The organism is Geomonas sp., assembly GCF_056994735.1.
On record NZ_JBXKJL010000301.1, the window covers coordinates 1 to 18,389 of the forward strand.

The window sequence follows — 18,389 nt, forward strand, 5'->3', positions numbered from 1 at the left end:
GGGCGCGATGGCCTACACGACAGTGGTCGTGGCCTCCGCGTCGGAGTCGGCGCCACTGCAGTACGTCGCCCCGTACGCGGGCTGCGCGATGGCCGAGTACTACCGCGACTCCGGCCGCCACGCGCTCTGCATCTACGACGACCTGTCCAAGCACGCCACGGCCTACCGCCAGCTCTCGCTCCTCCTGCGCCGGCCGCCGGGCCGCGAGGCGTACCCCGGCGACGTCTTCTACCTCCACAGCCGCCTGCTCGAGCGCGCCGCGAAGCTCTCCGACAAGGAGGGCGGCGGGTCGCTCACCGCGCTGCCCATCGTCGAGACGCAGGAAGGCGACGTGGCCGCGTACATCCCGACCAACGTGATCTCGATCACCGACGGCCAGATCTACCTGGAGAGCGACCTGTTCTACTCCGGCGTACGTCCCGCCATCAACGTCGGTCTCTCGGTCTCCCGCGTCGGCGGTTCCGCCCAGGTTAAAGCCATGAAGCAGGTTGCAGGTACCCTGCGTCTGGCTCTGGCCCAGTACCGCGAGATGGCCGCCTTCGCCCAGTTCGGCTCCGACCTCGACAAGGCGACCCAGATGCAGCTCGCCCGTGGCGCCCGTCTGGTCGAGATCCTCAAGCAGCCGCAGTACCGGCCGATCCCGAACGAGAAGCAGGTCCTGATCATCTTCGCAGCCAACAACGGCTTCGTGGACGACTACCCGGTCGGCTCCCTCAACCGCTACGAGACGGAACTCTACGCTTTCTTTGATTCCAGGAAGGCGAACCTCCTTGCCGAGCTCCGCGACAAGAAGGCGATCGACGACACCCTGAAGGGGCAGATCGTCGCCTCGCTCGAAGAGTTCAAGAAGGAATTTACTGCCTAATCCAAGGACGGACAGCGTATGGCGAATCTCAAAAGTATCAAGAAGCGGATCGTATCCGTAAAAAATACCAGGCAGATCACCGCGGCCATGAAGATGGTCTCGGCGGCGAAACTGCGCCGTGCCCAGGAAAACGTTGTCGCCGCGCGTCCCTACGCAGCGAAGCTTGCAGAGGTGCTGGAGCGCCTGGCGAAAAGCCAGGATGCCGACGCCAGCCCGCTGATGGTCAAGCGCGACGGCCGCCGGGCTCTGCTGGTGGTCGTTACCTCGGACAGGGGCCTCTGCGGCGGCTTCAACGCCAACCTCTCCAAGGCAGCCGAGCGCTTCATCAACGAGCGCAAGGGTGAATTCAGCGAGATGTCGCTGATGACCATCGGTCGCAAGGGCTACGAATTCCTCAGGAACCGTCACACGGTGCGCAAGAACCACAGCAACATCTTCTCCACCCTCTCCTACCAGACCGCCGCGCTGATCGCCGGGGAGTTGATCGAGGGGTACCTGGCGGAGGAGTACGACGAAGTCTACATCATCTACAACGCCTTCAAGAGCGTCATGAGCCAGGACATCACCCTGGAGCAGCTCCTGCCGGTTACGCCCAAGCAGGGCGCCGAAGAGGAGCAGCAGACCGAATACATCTACGAGCCTTCCAAGGCTGCGCTGCTTGACGAACTCCTCCCCAAGCACATTGATGTGCAGGTGTTCAAGGCGCTGCTGGAATCGGTGGCCTCCGAGCACGGCGCCAGGATGACCGCCATGGACAGCGCCTCGAAGAACGCCACGGAGATGATCGGCAAGCTGACCCTGATCTACAACAGGGCGCGCCAGGCCGCGATCACCACGGAGCTGATGGAAATCATCTCCGGTGCGGAATCCATCAAAGGTTAACACTTATAAAAATAGTGGCCTTCCGGGGCCGCAGGAGGAAGAGGGTAACATGAGTCAGAACTTCGGAAAAATATCGCAGGTCATCGGCGCGGTTATCGACGTCGAATTCGAGCCGGGGCAGCTTCCCCCGATCTACAACGCCCTCAGGGTAACCAACCCGGCGATCGACGACCAGGAGAACAACCTGGTTCTGGAAGTTGCCCAGCACCTGGGTGAGAACGCCGTCAGGACCATCGCAATGGACTCCACCGACGGCCTCGTTCGCGGCCAGAAGGTTCTGGACACCGGCAAGCAGATCTCGGTTCCGGTCGGCCGCAAGACCCTGGGCCGCATCCTCAACGTCATCGGCGAGCCGGTGGACGAGATGGGTCCGGTAGGCAACGAGAAAGAATACGGCATCCACCGCGAAGCTCCGGCCTTCGTGGACCAGTCCACCAAGGTTGAGGCTTTCACCACCGGCATCAAGGTCGTCGACCTCCTCGCTCCGTACGCCAGGGGCGGCAAGATCGGCCTCTTCGGCGGCGCTGGCGTCGGCAAGACCGTTCTCATCATGGAGCTGATCAACAACATCGCCAAGCAGCACGGCGGCTTCTCCGTCTTCGCCGGCGTCGGCGAGCGTACCCGTGAAGGGAACGACCTCTGGATGGAGATGAAAGAGTCGGGCGTTCTCGACAAGGCGGCCCTGGTCTACGGCCAGATGAACGAGCCCCCGGGGGCACGTGCCCGCGTTGCGCTCTCCGCTCTCTCGATCGCGGAGTACTTCCGTGACGAGGAAGGCCAGGACGTGCTCCTCTTCGTCGACAACATCTTCCGCTTCACCCAGGCGGGTTCCGAGGTTTCCGCACTCCTCGGCCGTATCCCTTCCGCCGTCGGTTACCAGCCTACGCTGGCCACCGAGATGGGCGAGCTCCAGGAGCGCATCACCTCGACCAAGAAAGGTTCCATCACCTCGGTCCAGGCTATCTACGTTCCGGCTGACGACCTTACCGACCCGGCTCCGGCAACCGCCTTCGCCCACCTCGACGCCACCACGGTTCTTTCCCGTCAGATCGCCGAGCTCGGCATCTACCCGGCAGTGGACCCGCTCGACTCCACCTCCAGGATCCTCGATCCGCAGGTCATCGGTGACGAGCACTACGCCATCGCCCGTCAGGTCCAGTACGTCCTCCAGAAGTACAAGGACCTCCAGGACATCATCGCCATTCTCGGTATGGACGAGCTCTCCGAGGAGGACAAACTGGTTGTTGCCCGCGCCAGGAAGATCCAGAGGTTCCTCTCCCAGCCGTTCCACGTCGCCGAGGCCTTCACCGGTTCCCCGGGCAAGTACGTCGAGCTGAAGGACACCATCAAGGGCTTCTCCGAGATCGTGGCCGGCAAGCACGACGACCTCCCCGAGCAGGCTTTCTACATGGTCGGTACCATCGAAGAGGCCATCGAGAAGGCGAAGTCGCTGGCTGTCTAACATCATGTGAAAGGTGAAAAGTGACAGGTGAAAAGGTAGGGGAGTTTACCCTTCACCTTTCACCTTTCACCCTTCACCAAGAGGTTTATATGGCTGAAAAACTGAAGGTTGAACTGGTAACTCCTTACAAGAAGGTCCTCTCGGAAGAGGTCGACGAGATCACCGCCACCGGCGCTCTCGGCGAATTCGGCGTGCTTCCGGGCCACGCACCCTTCCTGACCTCGCTCAAGATCGGGGAACTGGCCTACAAGAAGGACGGTGCCCTGCACCACCTGGCCCTCAACTGGGGCTACTTCGAGGTGGAGAACGACAAGGTGACCGTGCTGGTCGAGACCGCCGAAAGGGCGGACGAGATCGACATGGAGCGTGCCAAGGCCGCTATGGGCCGGGCCGAGACCCAGCTCAAGGCCCTCACCCCCGAGGACAAGAACTTCCGCGTGTACGAGGCTGCCCTCGAGCGCGCGCTGGTCAGGGTCCAGGTGGCCGGGAAGGCCAGGCGCTGACGCCTGACTGATAAATTGCATCACCGAAGAGCGGCTCAGGCCGCTCTTTTTTTGTCCCCGGCACTTCCAACCCTTGCCGCGCGCCGGCAGCAGCCTCTTCCTGGACCGGCTAAGACGGAGCTGGTTTTGTGGGATACAATATCGATGTCATGGCAGGAATAGCAGCCGGTCGCAAGGCGGGGACGCTGTGCCGACTGGAGGTGACATGGACATCGATCGACTCTGCTCCACCCTCAAGGAAAGGCTCGCTGCCGAGTTGCAGGAGGCCGACGGCCCCGCCAGGCGGGAGGCCCTCCTCATCGAAGGACTTTACGAGCTGAGCCGCTCCGTGCTTCCCCGGTTGGGGCAGCCGAAGAAGTCCCAGGAATACGCGGAAAAGCAGGGCGCGGTGCTGAATCTGATCAGCTTCATCGCCATCCCCCTGATCAAGTCAGCGCAGACCCGGCGCGGCATCGCTGTGCTCTCCGAGGTTGGCGAAGGGTGCCTGGATCCGCTCCTCAGGAAGAAGTTCTCGGTCTACGCGCTGGAACTGATGGCGCGGTTCGACATCGAATCAGCGGCCCCCTCGGCATCCGCTGCCATCTGGCGCCGTATCGCAATCGCTGCTGCCTCATCGGCAGCAGCCATGCCGGCCCTGTATATCTTCTGGGGCGTGGTTACCGGTGAGCACGGATCGATGCCGGCGGCGCCTGCAGCCACACAGGAGTCGAGCCCTCCCTCTTCCACTACCTACCGTGCTTCCGGGCTGAATTCGTCGATGCCTGCAGTGGCCTCCGCGCCAATTAGGGAGATCGCCGAAAGCGTGCTGGTCGATCGCTCCCCGCAGGAGCCGAGGGGGGCACTTACGCAGTGCGAGCAGGTCACGCGGATGAGGGTAGTGAACAACCAGGTTCTGGTACCGGTGACCCTGAAAAACGGAGGGGAGTCGGTACGACTCGAGCTGGTGCTGGACACCGGGGCGACGCGGACTGCGGTTCATGAGCATCTCGCCGCCAAGCTGAGGATCGATCTGCGCTCCACCAAGATCTCGCAGTCCGAGGTCGCCGACGGGAGGCTGATCAGTTCCAGGGTGGCGAGGATCGATGCCCTGGTGGTGGGACCCTTTGCCATGCCCGCCGATGTGGAACTGATCTCCTACAAGGGAACCGAGGGGGTGCACGATGGCCTGCTGGGGATGGACTTTCTGGCCAAGCACCGCTACCAGATCGACATGGAGCGGGAGTTGATCAGGTGGTTCTGATGAGAGGCCAGCCGTTGCGGCCGGGTCCTCGCGGCGGAAGCCGCTCCTGCAGGACGCTCGGCTTGACCTGATAGAACGGGTAGCAGCCAAAATCGAGGTGAAAGATTGGGTCAGACCACGCAACGCCTTGCCAGTACATTGAAAGTGATCTTCTACTCTCTATTCCCACCTCCGCAGCAATCACAGGGGCAGGACGGTTCGAAAGAGGTAGCACTGCCTGGCGATATCGCCCGGATAGACCGTTTCCTTGACAGCCGGGGCGAGTTCAGGGTCTTCTTCCCCAACTGCCTCTCGATAGCGGCGCCTTTCATGCTCTTCAGGCTCAAGCGTCAGGGATTTTCCGGGTGTGCGGTGGAGGCTGCAGACCGGGGACTGTATCTGCGGGGAAGGCGCTAGCAGGATCGTGGTGAGGGGAGCGTTTATTGGGGTGAATCACTTCAGCCGCCCCTGGGAGGGCGCGGCTGCGGTGACTAGCTGCCTATCTTGCCTATTTCGTATCCGATCTGGTCCAGGGGGAGCACCACGTCCGCCACGTTACCCTCGACGCAGGCCCTGGGCATACCGTAGATAGTCGAGGTCGCCTCATTCTGCACCAGCGTCACCCCGCCTTTTCCTTTCAGGTGCTTCATCCCCTTGAAGCCGTCGTTACCCATCCCGGTCAGGATAACCCCAAGCATCGAACCGCCGCTCGCTTCGCAGAGGCTGGTCAGCATCTGGTCGACCGAAGGTATGTAGATGTACTGCGGGAAGTCCGTGGTGGGGGCGGTCCTGACGATGATGCTGCTCCCCTGCTTGACCAGCGAGGTGTGCCGGCCGCCAGGGGCGATCAGCACCTCTCCGCCCCTGAGGACGTCGCCGTCAGAGGCTTCCCTGATGGAAAGGGAGCACTTGGCGTTGAGACGCTCGGCATAGGGGCCGGTGAAGGCCTTCGGCATGTGGATGGCGACTACGATACCGTGCGGGAAATTGACCGGGACCCTGGATAGGACCTCCTGGAGTGCCACGGGGCCGCCGGTGGAGGCGCCGATCCCGACATAGGAGATCCGCCTGTGGGCGAAGTGCGAAGGGCGTACCGCAGGGGCGGGGCGGACCACTCTGGGGGCTCCGGTTGCCCTCCTCGGAACAGGGGCGTGGGAAGCTTCCGTGACCTTGGCCAGGAGCGCCTGCTGGAAGATGGCCTGGGCGTCCTTGCTGTCGCTCACGTTCTTGGGGACGTAGTCGATGGCGCCGGCCTCCAGGGCCTCGAAGGTCGAGCGCGCCCCCTCGCAGGTCAGGGTGGAAACCATCAGCACCCTGGTCGGCTGCTTGGCCATGATCTGCTTCAGTGCGCCGATGCCGTCCAGCCGGGGCATCTCGACGTCCATGGTGATCAGGTCGGGATTGAGGGCCAGCGCTTTCTCCACCCCTTCCACGCCGTCCGCCGCGACCCCCACCACCTCGACGCGCGGGGCCTTGGTGAGGATCCCCCTGATCGCCATGCGCATGAAGGAGGAGTCGTCGACTATGAGCACCCTCAATTTGCCTTGCTGTGCGGGAAACATGGCTTTAACTAGGCTCCTATCCCTTTGAAGATCGACCTGACCATGTCCGCGATCTCGGGTACCCTGTCATCGAGCTCGTAGCAGAAGCGCTCCACGTCAAGGCCTGCCAGGGTGGGCGCGTAGGCCCCCAGGATGGCCCAGGCCCTCTCCTCAGCCAGGTTGAAGGAAACCCAGGAGTTGCCGCCGTAGTCGAGGTTGCGGACGGAGCAGAAGAGGTCGGCGAGGTTGACGATGGCGCAGAGGGTGGGATCGAGCACAGCCTCGTCGGGGGCATGATGCAGGGCGATCACCTCGCAGTAGTCGGCGGGGAAGTTCCATTTTTTGGCGATGCAGAGGCCGACTTCGTTGTGGGAGGTCCCGAGGAATTCCGCCTCCTTCTCCACCAGCCGGAAAGGATGACCCTGCACCGAGTCCAGGAGTGAGCGGAACGCGTCCTGGCGGTAGTAGCTCAGGAAGACCTCGCCGATGTCGTGTACGATCCCCACCAGGTAGGCCTTCTCGGTGTCCGGGTAGCGGACCCGCTGGGCGATGATCTTGGCCACCACGCCGACCCCGAAGGAGTGCTCCCAGAAGCTCTTGATATCGATGATGCCGTCCCGCCCTTCGAAGACGTCGACGAAGGAGCAGGTGAAGGCCAGCTCGCGTATGTGGCGGAACCCGAGATAGATGAGGGCCCTCTTGACCGACTTTATCTCGTGGGCGGGCTTGTAGAGCGGCGAGTTCACCATCTTGATGACCCGCGCCGCCAGTACCTGGTCGGCCAGGATCATGTCTGCCACCTCGTCCAGTTCCACCCCCGGCTTGTCCAGGAGTTCGATCACCCTGGTGGCCACCTGCGGGATGGTGGGGAGATCAACGAAACTTTCCACCATCTCCTGAGCCGTCTGCATCATGGATGCCTTTTCCATACCCATCATCCTCACTTGTTGTAGGTGAATCCGCCCGGGAAGTGCACGGTTTTGAACTTGTCGTTCACGCCATGCAGCGACTCGGACTGCCCTACGAAGAAGTAGCCGTACGGCTGCAGATTGTTGTAAAAATGCTGAACCACCTTGCTCTTGGAGGCGGTGTCGAAGTAGATCAGCACGTTGGCGCAGAATATGAAGTCGAAGCTCTTCATGAAGAGCATCTTGTTGTCGTCGTAGAGGTTGAGGTGGTTGAAGGTGGCGAGCTTCTTGACCTCGGGGGAGAGCACAAATTTGCCGGGGGCTTCCTCCTTGAAATACTTCTTCAGGTAGAAGTCCGGGGTATTGCGGACCGAATAGCTGCCGTAGACCCCTTCCTTTGCCTGGGCCAGCACCGTCTCGTTGATGTCGGTCCCCACGATCTCGATGATCCAGTCCTTCAGCAGGGTGGCGCGCTTCTCCAGGAGCATCATGGCCATGGTGTAGGCCTCTTCCCCGGAGGAGGAGCCGGCGCTCCAGATGCGGATCTTCTTGAAGCCGATCTTCCCCTTCACAGCCACGATTTCCGGGAGGAACTTGTTTTCCAGGGCGGTGAGCTGCGGCATGTTGCGGAAGAAGCAGGTCTCGTTGGTGGTGATTTCGTCGAGAAGCTTTTTCAACTCGCCACTGCCGGTGACGCCGGCGCGGACGAACTGGTAGTACTCGGAGTGGGTCTTGCTCCCGGTAGCCTCCATCCGGCGGGCCAGCCTGCTCTCCAGGAAGTACTTCTTGCTGCTGTGAAAATATATGCCGCAGACGTTATATATGTAATCCCTGAGCTGCTCGAAGTCCTTCTCGGAGATCTTCGGGGAGGCACCTTTCACATCCAGCGGTTTGGTTTCAATTGCCATTATCTTTCCCTCAGGCACATTTCCTGACGCCGGCAGCATCGCCGCCTCCGATAAGACCGATCGGGTCGACAATAAGGGCTACGCGGCCGTCGCCCATGATGGTCGATCCCCCGATACCCGGTAGATTGGCCAGGAACTTGCCCAGCGACTTGATGGCCACCTCCTGCTGCCCGAGGAGCCTGCTCACCACCAGGCCGATCCGCTTCTCGGCCACCCCCACGATCACCACATAGCAGGTGCTGCGGTCCTCGCCGGTCTCCTCGCAGTTGAAGGTCCGCTGCAGTCTGAGCAGCGGCAGTACCGAGTCGCGGAGCTTCAGCACTTCCTGCCCGCCCACCATGTGGAACTCGTCCTTCGAGACCCGCATGGTCTCGATGACCGACGACAGCGGTATGGAGTAGACCTCGCGTTCGACCTCGACCAGCAGCGACTGGATGATGGCCAGGGTCAGTGGGAGCTTGAGGATGAACTCTGTTCCGTGCCCCACGTCGTTCTTGATCTCGATGATGCCGTTCAGCTTCCTGATGTTGGTGCGCACCACGTCCATCCCGACCCCGCGGCCGGAGAGGTCGGTGGTCTGCTCCTTGGTCGAGAAGCCGGGGAGGAAGAGGAGGTCGAGGATCTCGCGCGGCCCCATGGAGGCGAGCTGCTCCTCGCTGACCAGCCCCTTCTCGAGTGCCTTCCTGGAGATCCGCTCAGGATCGATGCCGCGGCCGTCGTCCTTGATGCTGATGACGATCTGGTTGCCCTCGTGCGCGGCCGAAAGTACGACCGTGCCGGAGCGACCCTTGCCGGCGGCCACGCGCTCGTCGGGGGTCTCCAGCCCGTGGTCGAGGGCGTTCCTGATCAGGTGGATGAGCGGATCGCCGATCTCGTCGACGACGGAGCGGTCCAGCTCGGTTTCCTCGCCGAAGACCTGCAGCTCCACTTCCTTGCCCAAGTCGCGCGCCAGGTTTCGGACGATGCGGGGGAACTTCTTGAAGACCTTCTCTACCGGGAGCATCCTCATCTTGAGGACCTGCATCTGCAGCTCGGAGGTGACGAAGTTGAGCCTCTTGGAGAGTTTCCCGAAATCGTCGGCGAAGCCGGCAGGATCGAGCCCGGACTGGTAGTCCGTATGGAGCTGGATCATGCGGTTACGCTCCAGCACCAGTTCGCCGACCTGGTTCATCAGGTCGTCCAGTCGCTTCACGTCCACGCGCACCGTCGAGTTGTCGGCCAGTTCCTCGCCCTTGGCGGCGGGAGGTTTCGGCGCCTCCTTGGCCGGCTGGGCCTTCTTCGGCTGCGTCTGGGCGCCCTCAGCCGCGGGGGCCGGTGCCACAGCGGGGACGGCGATCCCGTTGGCGGGGGCGCACATGGCTTCGGCTGCTGCTGCCTGGAGAGCCTGCGAGGCCTCTTCAAGCGCGGCACTGCCGGACGCGGACTCCTCGGCTTTTCCCTCTGCCCGCGGCGGAGCGGAGAGCGCCGGCGCGAGGACCTTGGCCTCGGTGGCACCCTCCGAGAGGAAGGGGATCAGCTTGGAGATCACCGTGTCGAGGTCGCGCTCGACGATGTCGCCCCCCTTGATGTCGGAGACCAGGGTCTTGACCAGGTCCACCGCCTCGAGAATCACGTCCATGATCTCGGAGTTTAGGGAGAGTTCCACCTTTCTCAGGCGGTTGAGGACGTCCTCGGTCTTGTGGGTCACCTTAACCAGCAGATCGAAACCAAGGAAACTGGAAGCTCCCTTGACGGTATGAATCGAGCGGAAGATCCTGTTCATGAGCTCGGAGTCTTCCGGGCTTTTCTCAAGAGTTACCAGGTCGTCGTCAAGCTTCTCCAGCAGTTCTGTCGTTTCCGCCAGGAAACCTTCCAGAAGTTCCTGATCTTCGCAATCTATTGCCATGATTATGCTCCGGGAATGGGGGGTAGCCCATGTTGCGCTTTAGACTACGCTGCTGAAGAACTTTCTCTCGTCGGCGGAGAACATCTTCTCCAGGTCCAGCAGAACCAGGAGTCGCTCGGCCTGGTTGATGACCCCGGCCATGCACTCCTGTTCGATGCCGCCTGCCACCACCGGCGGCGGAGGCTGGATCTCCTTGTCGGAGATGCGGATGACCTCGGAAACCTCGTCGACGATGAAGCCCATCATCTCGCCGACCACTTCCATCACCATGATGCGGGTCCGCTTGTCGTACTCCGCCTCCATCAGGTCGAACTTTTTTCGAAGCGAGATGATCGGGATGACCTTGCCGCGCAGATTTATGACACCCTCGACGTAATGCGGGGTGTTGGGCACGCGCGTGATGTTGAGCATCCGGATGATCTCCCGCACCATCAGCACGTTAATGCCGTATTCCTCTTTTTCCAGGTTGAAGCTGACCAGCTGGATCAGCTCACCACCGGATTCTTCGCTCCTTAACTTAAGTGCGGTCTGCATTATCTCCTCCGTATGCTCTTTCCGGTCCCAGAAGAGACCTCGGGCGTGCGCCCCTGATATATGCTAATCGGATGCCGGAGCCAAAGGTTGAATGAAATTTTTTTCCCCGGTAGCGCCACCTACCTGTCGCCTCAGGCGGAGGTGACCGCTGCTAAGCGCCCGAAATCCGACACCCGTTAGCAAAAAATTGACGCTATCTCACGTAGATGCCAAGGTGACAACGTTAAAGTCATTTTATTGACATCTGTGCCGGATGCCGTTATAGTTTCCCACGACACGATTTTTTATCGGTCCAATCCTCAGCAACTTTAACGGAAATCGGGGAGATAATGGAATCACCGAGAATACTGATTGCCGACGATGACAAGAAAACGCGTGACTTTGTAGCCGCCTTCCTGAGCTACAAAGGCTACCAGGTCTTCCAGGCTTTCGACGGCCAGGATGCCCTGCAGAAGATCGAACTCCACGACGTGCAGATGGTGATCACGGACATCATGATGCCCAGGGTCAACGGTCTGGAGTTTATCAAGCAGCTCAAGTCGCTCCGTCCGGAAATCGTCACCATCGCCTACAGCGCCTTCGCCAACTTTGAGATGACGGCCAACCTCTTGAAGGCCGGGGCCTTCTTCTACCTGGAGAAGCCCTTCAACCTCGAGGAGTTGGAGACCCACGTGAAAAGGGGGCTCGAACACCAAGCGCTGCAGAGCAAGAGTTTTCGGTCCAAACCATGCATAAAGAACAGGGCGTTGCTGAACAACATCATCGGAGAGAGTGAAAAGATGCTCTCGCTCTTCGAGATGGTGGAGAAGGTGGCGACCTCCGACTCCACCGTGCTGATCCAGGGTGAGTCGGGGACCGGGAAGGAGTTGGTGGCCCGGGCCATCCACGATCTCTCCAATCGGGCCGACAAGAACTTCGTCGCCGTCAACTGCGCAGCCATCCCGGACGAACTCCTGGAGAGCGAGCTCTTCGGCCACGTCAAGGGGTCCTTCACCGGGGCCGTTGCCACCCGCGTCGGCCGCTTCGAGATGGCTGACAAGGGGACCCTCTTCCTTGACGAGATCGGGGACATGAAGGCCAACCTGCAGGTCAAGCTCCTGCGGGTGCTTCAGAACCGGGAAGTGGAGCCGGTCGGTGCCACCCGGACCAAGAAGGTCGACGTCAGGATCATAGCGGCGACCAACCAGAACCTGGACCAGATGGTGGTATCGAAGGCCTTCAGGGAGGACCTCTACTACCGGCTCTCCGTGATCCCGATCACGCTGCCGCCGCTGCGAGAGCGCGGCACTGACATCGTGCTTCTCCTGAACACCTTCCTGGAGAAGTTCAACAAGACCAAGCAGCGCAAGGTGCTGGGATTCGACAAGCAGGTGATGGAGATCCTGACACACTACGAATGGCCGGGGAACGTGCGCGAGTTGGAGAACCTGGTCGAGCGCCTGGTGATCATCAAGGGCTCCGGCACCATCAACGTCAACGATCTGCCGGAGAAATACCGCGGCGGGCGGGTATCGGTAGCCCGGGGCGAGCAGATTACCTTGCCGGAGGACGGCTTCTGCCTGAACAGCGCGGTCGAGGAATTCGAGAACCGGCTGATTCTTCAGGCCCTGCAGAAAAGCCGGGGTAACAAGAAAGAAGCGGCCGAACTCCTCAACCTCAAGCGGACCACCCTGATAGAAAAGCTGAAAAAGAAGAAGCTGGTATACGACGCGACAGGCACTTAGCGAGAAGGTATCAGAAATGTCGATAGATCCGGTAGCGGCAGCACAGAATCTGGCAACGGCGAAGAAACCGGGTGCTCCGACAGCGGCCCCGGGGACGCAGTTTCAGGAAGTCCTCGACGGTTCAGCGCAGTCGGAACCCGTTTCCGCCACCACGGCGGCCGAGATACTGCGCCTGAAGATGCTGAGTTCCGCCATCAGCCTCGGCGATGACGACCATAAGGCCGCCGCAGCGCGCTCCATGGGCGTACAGGGGGTGCTGGACAAGTTCCTCGAGCAACTCCCGCAATCTTCTCAGGCGGTCGGCGGGGTAGCCGGCGATGCGGATGCTGCCGATAGTGTCTGCGCAGCCGAACCCCCTGCCGATGATGGAAAAGCCTCCGGCCTGGAAGCCATCATCCAGAAGGCCTCGAAGCGCTACGGTATCGATGGCGGGCTGATCAAGGCCATCATCAAGGCCGAGAGCGACTTCAATCCCCGCGCCGTTTCCTCGGTCGGGGCGCAGGGGCTGATGCAGCTGATGCCTTCGACGGCGAGAGGCCTGGGGGTGACGGATCCCTACAACGCCGAGCAGAACGTGATGGCCGGGACTAGGTTCTTCAAGGACATGCTCAACCGTTACGGGAACGTCGACGAGGCCCTGGCTGCCTACAACTGGGGCCCCGGCAACGTCGACCGCCACGGCACCGATCGCCTCCCCCGCGAAACCAGGGCGTACCTCGGTAAGGTCAAAGGTTACTACTCGCAGTACGCGGCGTAAGTTCTTCCTGGCCGCCTCACCCTCCGCTCCTGAAATATTGCCACCCGATCATTCGTAGGGGCGAACAAGTATTCCCCTACTCTCGCACCTGTTGAGGTGCCGCGGGGCTCGCAGCCTCACCAGCGAGCACCTCTGAAACCAAAAAGCCTCCGCACCCTTGACGGGTGGGGAGGCTTTCGTCTTTTCCGGAGGTGTGCCAGAAGGCCACAGCCGTCAGTCCTCGATCACTCCCTTACATAGATGTTCTGATCAGACTCGCTCACCATGGTCATGACCCGCATGTACTCGTCCTCGATCATGTCGTGGTGCCCCTGGGTCTCACGCACCACGGTCTCGAAGACCCGTTTCACCTGGGGGTCCGACATGTCCTGGGCCATAACCGTGTACAGTTCGATGGTCGCTTTTTCCTCCGCGAGAGCGATCTCCAGGGCCTTCTGTTCATGGACGTCCTCGGCCAGGGCCCGCTCAAGAGCCTGGTGGGTGGCGGAGGTTTTGTCGGGCGGGGTCTGCAGGTAGCCTTGCAGGTCTCCCAGGTCCCCTCCCTTGTAATGATCAAAGAAGGCCTTCAGATGCCCGATCTCCTCCTCGGCCAGCAGATTGAAAACTTTCTTCGATCTCTCGTCCGCGGTTATTGAAGCAGCCCGCCGATAGAAGTCCATGCTCTCCTTCTCGGTCTGGATTGCCAGCTTCAACGCCTCCTGCAGTGTGTATTGTTTCCCCATGGCTGCACCTCCGTCGGCTGATGAATCAACCCTTTTATTAAATTGTATCGAAGGGCCAGTGAAGGTCAATGAAGAGGGGAGGAAGGCTGCGTCCACCGGAGGTCCTCCCCCAGCCGGAAGAGGCGGGCGGCATTGGCCGTCGTTATCCGTCCCAGTTCCTCTACCGACACCCCTTTGATGGCAGCGACATGACTGGCTGTAACAACGAGGTGGGAGGGGCGGTTTAGTTCCCCGCGGAAAGGCTCGGGGGGGAGATCAGGAGCATCTGTTTCGAGAAGAAGCCGCTCCAGCGGGACCGACGCGGCCACCGCAAGGGGTCGCACGGCGTTCCCGTAGGTAACGGTCCCGGCAAGGGAAATGTGCAGGCCCAAACGGATGCATTCCGTCGCGGTCTCGGGGCTCCCGGAAAAGGCATGCATCACTCCGGCTATCTTTTCCACCCCTTCCTCCTCGAGTATCATCAAGAGGTCGCTGAACGCCTTGCGACAATGTATGAGCACCGGGAGCCCGGCCTCGCGGGCGATTGAAAGTTGCGCCCGAAAAGCCCCCTTTTGTACCTCGCGATCTGGCGCGGAAGGGGCGTAATCGAGGCCGATCTCCCCGATGGCTGCGGCAAGACGGGAAAGGTGTCGAAGTTCTGACAAGAGCCCGGAGTCGAGGAGGTTCGCGTGCATCGGATGCAGACCAAAGGCCGGGATGACTTGAGGGAAGGTTCTGGAGAGGGCGGCAATCCCCTGCCATGCGGAGGGATGAACTCCGGGGACCAGGAAGCCGCAGACGCCGGCAGCCTCCGCCTCGGCGAGGATCCCGGGGAGCAGGGGCGAAAGGCGCGGGTCGTCGAGGTGGCAGTGGCTGTCGAACAACATGATTTACTCGGGGTTGATGCCTGGGTGGTCCTTCAGTTCCTTGATGATCTCCACCTGGCGCCGGAAGAGATATTGCGAGATGCTGAGCTCGGTGCTTCGGGTGACCTCGATCTCGAAAACCAGGCGAAAATCTTCTTCGACAGTCAGAATCTTGAGCAATGAGGCCGGCACCGTGATCGTGCCAATGGGAAGGGTAACCGCGAGTTCACCCTTTTGACTTTCTTCTACGGCGGGGGCTTCATGGACGTTGATGGAGATGCCGGTGAGCGACATGTCGTTGAGCTTGCCGCTGACGGATCCTGCCTCGGAGGTGAAGGAGGCGTAGATGGGATCGGTCAGCTCCACCCGGACCGACATCCTGCGCTCGGCCCGCACTACCGCGTAGCTGAACTGCGACAGCACGATCCTCGACTTCTCCACGTTCACATAATTGACCTTCGCCACCACATTCCTGCGGAAATGACTGCTCTTCAGCACGGTTATCTTTTCGAAGGAGATCACCACGGCCTGGATCTGGTGCACCTGCAGCTCTGCCGAGGTGGGCTCCACCGTCAAAACTTCGGCTTCGTAGCTGACGGGGATTTCCCTGTAGAAGTTCAGCAGCTTGATGTCGTTCTTAAGCCGTCCTTCCCTGATGGCGGAGAGAGTAGCCAAGATCTCCGCCGCGTCCTGCTCTTCACCGGCCAGCTCTACCTTTTGGTACAGATCGTTCATCCGTGCACCCTAAAAAAATGATTGCCCTTTTGTATCGACCGTGCAATATAATACCTTATTATTCAGATCCGGCGAAGATACCCTCTTCGCTTTTCTTTTGTCCAGAGTTTTAATACGGGAGTTTTTGTAGATGCGGCACAACGAGCAGGAGATTGAAAAGAGGCGTACCTTCGCAATCATCAGCCACCCCGACGCAGGAAAGACCACCATCACGGAAAAACTGCTTCTTTTCGGAGGCGCCATCCAGCAGGCCGGTGAGGTCCGGGCCAGAAAATCGGCACGCCACGCAACGAGCGACTGGATGGAGATGGAGAAGCAACGCGGCATTTCCGTCACCTCCTCGGTCATGAAGTTCAGCTACCGCAACTTCGAGATCAACCTCCTCGATACCCCCGGTCATAACGACTTCTCGGAAGATACTTACCGCACACTGACCGCCGTCGACTCGGTACTGATGGTGATCGACTCCGTCAAGGGCGTGGAGAGCCAGACCAAGAAACTCCTCGAGGTCTGCCGGCTGCGCCACACCCCGATCATGACCTTCATAAACAAGCTGGACCGCGAGGGACGCGAGCCGCTCGACCTCCTGGACGATATCGAGAGCACCTTGAAGATCCAGTGCGCGCCTATGACCTGGCCCATCGGCATGGGGAAACGCTTCCGCGGCACCTACCATCTCTACACCAAGGAGATCACCTTCTACGACCCGTCCGCAGACCATGGCGTCGGAGAGGTCGTCACGGTCAAGGGGCTCGACGATCCGAAACTGGACGAGCTTCTGGGGAGCCAGGTGGACGAATTGCGGGCGGATGTCGAGCTCCTGGAAGGCGCCGCCCATCCATTTGACATAGAGGCCTACCTAGCCGGTCGCCAGACGCCGGTCTTCTTCGGCAGCGCCATCAATACCTTCGGCGTGCAGCAACTGCTCGACTCATTCGTGGAGCACGCACCCTCCCCGCTGCCGCGCGAAGCCACCACCCGGACCGTATCCCCCTACGAAGAGGCCTTCACCGGGTTCACCTTCAAGATTCAGGCGAATATGGACCCGGCTCACCGCGACAGGATAGCCTTCTTCAGGATCTGCTCCGGCAAGTTCGTGCGAGGCATGAAGGTCAAGCACCTGCGGCTGGGGCGCGAGGTGCAGATCGCCAATGCCACCATCTTCATGGCCCAGGACCGGACCAACGTCGATGAGGCTTATGCCGGCGACATCATCGGTATTCACAACCACGGCACCATCAAGATCGGGGATACCTTCACCCAAGGCGAGGATCTCAAGTACACGGGCATCCCGAACTTCGCTCCGGAGCACTTCCGCAAGGTCAGGATCCTGAACCCGCTCAAGTCCAAGGCCCTGGAGAAGGGTTTGGTCCAACTGGCGGAGGAGGGAACCACCCAGGTCTTCAGGCCGCTCATGGGAGCGGACTGGATCGTGGGCGCGGTCGGCATGCTGCAGTTCGACGTGGTCATGCACCGGTTGGAGCATGAATACGGGGTGAAGGCGGTTTATGAGCCCGTCTCCTACGTGACCGCCCGTTGGGTCACAGGCGATCGCAAAAGGCTCGACGAGTTCCAGAAGAGAGAGGCGATGAGCCTGTACCAGGATGGGGAGGGGAATCTTGCCTATCTCGCCGGAAGCCAATGGCGGCTGGACAACACCATGGAGAACTGGAAGGATCTGACCTTCCACGCCACCCGCGAGCACAGCTAGCTGGACAGCCCACAGCCCGATCCTCTTTCCACCCCTTACCCTACTATGGCAGGCCCTCGAGAGCAGGTATGTTTAAACGTGCTTCCACGGGCTCTGCCCGACCTTCCGTTCACCCTGAGCCTGTCGAACCCACCCCCCCTAGCCCCCTCCCTCAAGGGGAGGGGGCATCGTACTGAACCGTCTATGGAATCATCCCGGGAAAATGCCATGCCTGCTGTGACCGAGACGCCGCGAGCATCACACCTGACCGGCGCTCTCTCTGTGCTGGCGGCTGGTATCCTCTGGGGGACCACCGGGACTACGCAGGCCCTGGCGCCCGCAGGGGCGACTCCGGTCAGCATCGGGGCCATTCGTCTTGTGATCGGAGGTGCGACCCTGCTGGTGCTGGCCTTGATCAGGGGCGGCTTCGGCGCGGGCAGGTGGCCCATCGTCCCCTCCATCGTGGCAGGCGCCTGCGTCGCCTCGTATCAGCTCTGCTTCTTCGCTGCCGTCAGCAGGACAGGTGTGGCAATCGGAACTTTGGCCGGAATCGGCAGCTCGCCGGTGGTAGCAGGGATCCTTGGGTTTATCTTCAGGGGTGAGAGACCGGGCAGGAGTTGGGTCGTTGCCACGGTCTTAGCGATCGTGGGGTGTGCGCTTCTCGTTGGCGGGGGAGGGGGGATAGCTGTTGATCCTCTTGGGATACTACTGGCGCTTGGCGCCGGAGCCTCATATGCCAGCTATACTATTGCGATCAAAGGCTTGTTGGCTGGTCGTACACCCGATGCGGTGATGGCCGTTGTCTTCTGCATCGGCGCGGTCCTGCTCTCACCTCTACTCATAAGCTCAGACCTGCACTGGATGGCGGCACCCAAAGGTATCGCAGTCATCCTGTACCTCGGGGTCATCGTCACCGCACTTTCATACTGGCTCTTCGTCAGGGGGTTGACCCGTGTCCCGGTGGCGACGGCGGTAACCCTGTCCCTGGTGGAACCTCTCACCGCCGCTCTCCTTGGGATACTCCTTCTGGGCGAGCGCCTGTCCATCACAGCCCTCTGTGGCATCCCCGTTCTCTTCGCCGGCCTCGCAGTCCTGGCAATCTCTCTTTCAGGCACAAAAAAGGGCGAATAATCATTCGCCCCTGCATTTTTTTAGATATATCCGGGTCGGGTGGTGAACTGGGCCTAGGTCGAGTGTTCCGCTCATTCG

The 18,389-nt window shown here is 60.9% G+C and carries 18 protein-coding genes; 10 read left to right on the plus strand and 8 right to left on the minus strand.

Annotation, left to right across the window (positions count from 1 at the left end):
• From atpA to AC11W3_RS13295, 6 genes are all read left to right on the plus strand, one after another.
• Positions 1-865: F0F1 ATP synthase subunit alpha (gene atpA, locus AC11W3_RS13270; protein WP_484093145.1), on the plus strand; the 865-nt coding region annotated here is incomplete at its 5' end.
• Between the two features lie 18 nt (positions 866-883).
• Positions 884-1,747: an ATP synthase F1 subunit gamma gene (atpG, locus tag AC11W3_RS13275; RefSeq protein WP_484089697.1), complete on the plus strand. Its 864-nt coding sequence runs from the start codon at positions 884-886 to the stop codon at positions 1,745-1,747.
• Positions 1,748-1,796: 49 nt separating this feature from the next.
• Positions 1,797-3,209 (plus strand): F0F1 ATP synthase subunit beta, encoded by a 1,413-nt coding sequence (atpD, locus tag AC11W3_RS13280; protein ID WP_484089696.1) that lies wholly within the window; start codon positions 1,797-1,799, stop codon positions 3,207-3,209.
• A gap of 89 nt (positions 3,210-3,298) precedes the next feature.
• Entirely contained in the window at positions 3,299-3,712 is a 414-nt protein-coding gene (locus tag AC11W3_RS13285) for a F0F1 ATP synthase subunit epsilon (protein WP_484089695.1), read from the plus strand.
• A 205-nt stretch (positions 3,713-3,917) separates the two neighbouring features.
• Positions 3,918-4,952 (plus strand): retropepsin-like aspartic protease, encoded by a 1,035-nt coding sequence (locus AC11W3_RS13290; protein WP_484089694.1) that lies wholly within the window; start codon positions 3,918-3,920, stop codon positions 4,950-4,952.
• 105 nt (positions 4,953-5,057) lie between these two features.
• Positions 5,058-5,348: a hypothetical protein gene (locus tag AC11W3_RS13295; RefSeq protein WP_484089693.1), complete on the plus strand. Its 291-nt coding sequence runs from the start codon at positions 5,058-5,060 to the stop codon at positions 5,346-5,348.
• A gap of 74 nt (positions 5,349-5,422) precedes the next feature.
• Here the strand turns inward: AC11W3_RS13295 and AC11W3_RS13300 are convergent, their stop codons facing one another.
• From AC11W3_RS13300 to AC11W3_RS13320, 5 genes are read right to left on the minus strand one after another with little or no spacing between them, the layout of a single operon-like run.
• A complete protein-coding gene (locus AC11W3_RS13300; protein ID WP_484089692.1) occupies positions 5,423-6,493 on the minus strand; it encodes a protein-glutamate methylesterase/protein-glutamine glutaminase in 1,071 nt (356 codons plus the stop codon).
• A gap of 8 nt (positions 6,494-6,501) precedes the next feature.
• On the minus strand, positions 6,502-7,401 hold the full coding sequence (locus tag AC11W3_RS13305) for an HDOD domain-containing protein (RefSeq protein WP_484089691.1): 900 nt from the start codon (positions 7,399-7,401) through the stop codon (positions 6,502-6,504).
• Between the two features lie 11 nt (positions 7,402-7,412).
• On the minus strand, positions 7,413-8,288 hold the full coding sequence (locus AC11W3_RS13310) for a CheR family methyltransferase (RefSeq protein ID WP_484089690.1): 876 nt from the start codon (positions 8,286-8,288) through the stop codon (positions 7,413-7,415).
• Positions 8,289-8,298: 10 nt separating this feature from the next.
• Entirely contained in the window at positions 8,299-10,173 is a 1,875-nt protein-coding gene (locus AC11W3_RS13315; protein WP_484089689.1) for a chemotaxis protein CheA, read from the minus strand.
• Positions 10,174-10,212: 39 nt separating this feature from the next.
• A complete protein-coding gene (locus AC11W3_RS13320) occupies positions 10,213-10,707 on the minus strand; it encodes a chemotaxis protein CheW (RefSeq protein ID WP_484089688.1) in 495 nt (164 codons plus the stop codon).
• A gap of 329 nt (positions 10,708-11,036) precedes the next feature.
• On the opposite strand from AC11W3_RS13320, the gene AC11W3_RS13325 reads away from it, so the two are divergent.
• Both AC11W3_RS13325 and AC11W3_RS13330 read left to right on the plus strand, forming a co-directional pair.
• A complete protein-coding gene (locus tag AC11W3_RS13325) occupies positions 11,037-12,431 on the plus strand; it encodes a sigma-54-dependent transcriptional regulator (protein ID WP_484089687.1) in 1,395 nt (464 codons plus the stop codon).
• A 16-nt stretch (positions 12,432-12,447) separates the two neighbouring features.
• A complete protein-coding gene (locus AC11W3_RS13330) occupies positions 12,448-13,188 on the plus strand; it encodes a lytic transglycosylase domain-containing protein (protein ID WP_484093146.1) in 741 nt (246 codons plus the stop codon).
• 224 nt (positions 13,189-13,412) lie between these two features.
• Here AC11W3_RS13330 and AC11W3_RS13335 read toward each other — a convergent pair whose 3' ends face one another.
• From AC11W3_RS13335 to AC11W3_RS13345, 3 genes are all read right to left on the minus strand, one after another.
• Positions 13,413-13,910: a ferritin-like domain-containing protein gene (locus tag AC11W3_RS13335; RefSeq protein WP_484089685.1), complete on the minus strand. Its 498-nt coding sequence runs from the start codon at positions 13,908-13,910 to the stop codon at positions 13,413-13,415.
• 65 nt (positions 13,911-13,975) lie between these two features.
• Positions 13,976-14,776 (minus strand): TatD family hydrolase, encoded by an 801-nt coding sequence (locus AC11W3_RS13340; protein ID WP_484089684.1) that lies wholly within the window; start codon positions 14,774-14,776, stop codon positions 13,976-13,978.
• A gap of 3 nt (positions 14,777-14,779) precedes the next feature.
• Positions 14,780-15,490: a PilZ domain-containing protein gene (locus AC11W3_RS13345; RefSeq protein WP_484089683.1), complete on the minus strand. Its 711-nt coding sequence runs from the start codon at positions 15,488-15,490 to the stop codon at positions 14,780-14,782.
• 130 nt (positions 15,491-15,620) lie between these two features.
• On the opposite strand from AC11W3_RS13345, the gene AC11W3_RS13350 reads away from it, so the two are divergent.
• Together AC11W3_RS13350 and AC11W3_RS13355 are read left to right on the plus strand one after the other, a co-directional pair.
• Positions 15,621-17,201 (plus strand): peptide chain release factor 3, encoded by a 1,581-nt coding sequence (locus AC11W3_RS13350; protein ID WP_484089682.1) that lies wholly within the window; start codon positions 15,621-15,623, stop codon positions 17,199-17,201.
• Between the two features lie 207 nt (positions 17,202-17,408).
• Entirely contained in the window at positions 17,409-18,311 is a 903-nt protein-coding gene (locus AC11W3_RS13355; protein ID WP_484089681.1) for a DMT family transporter, read from the plus strand.
• The last annotated feature ends 78 nt before the right edge of the window (positions 18,312-18,389 follow it).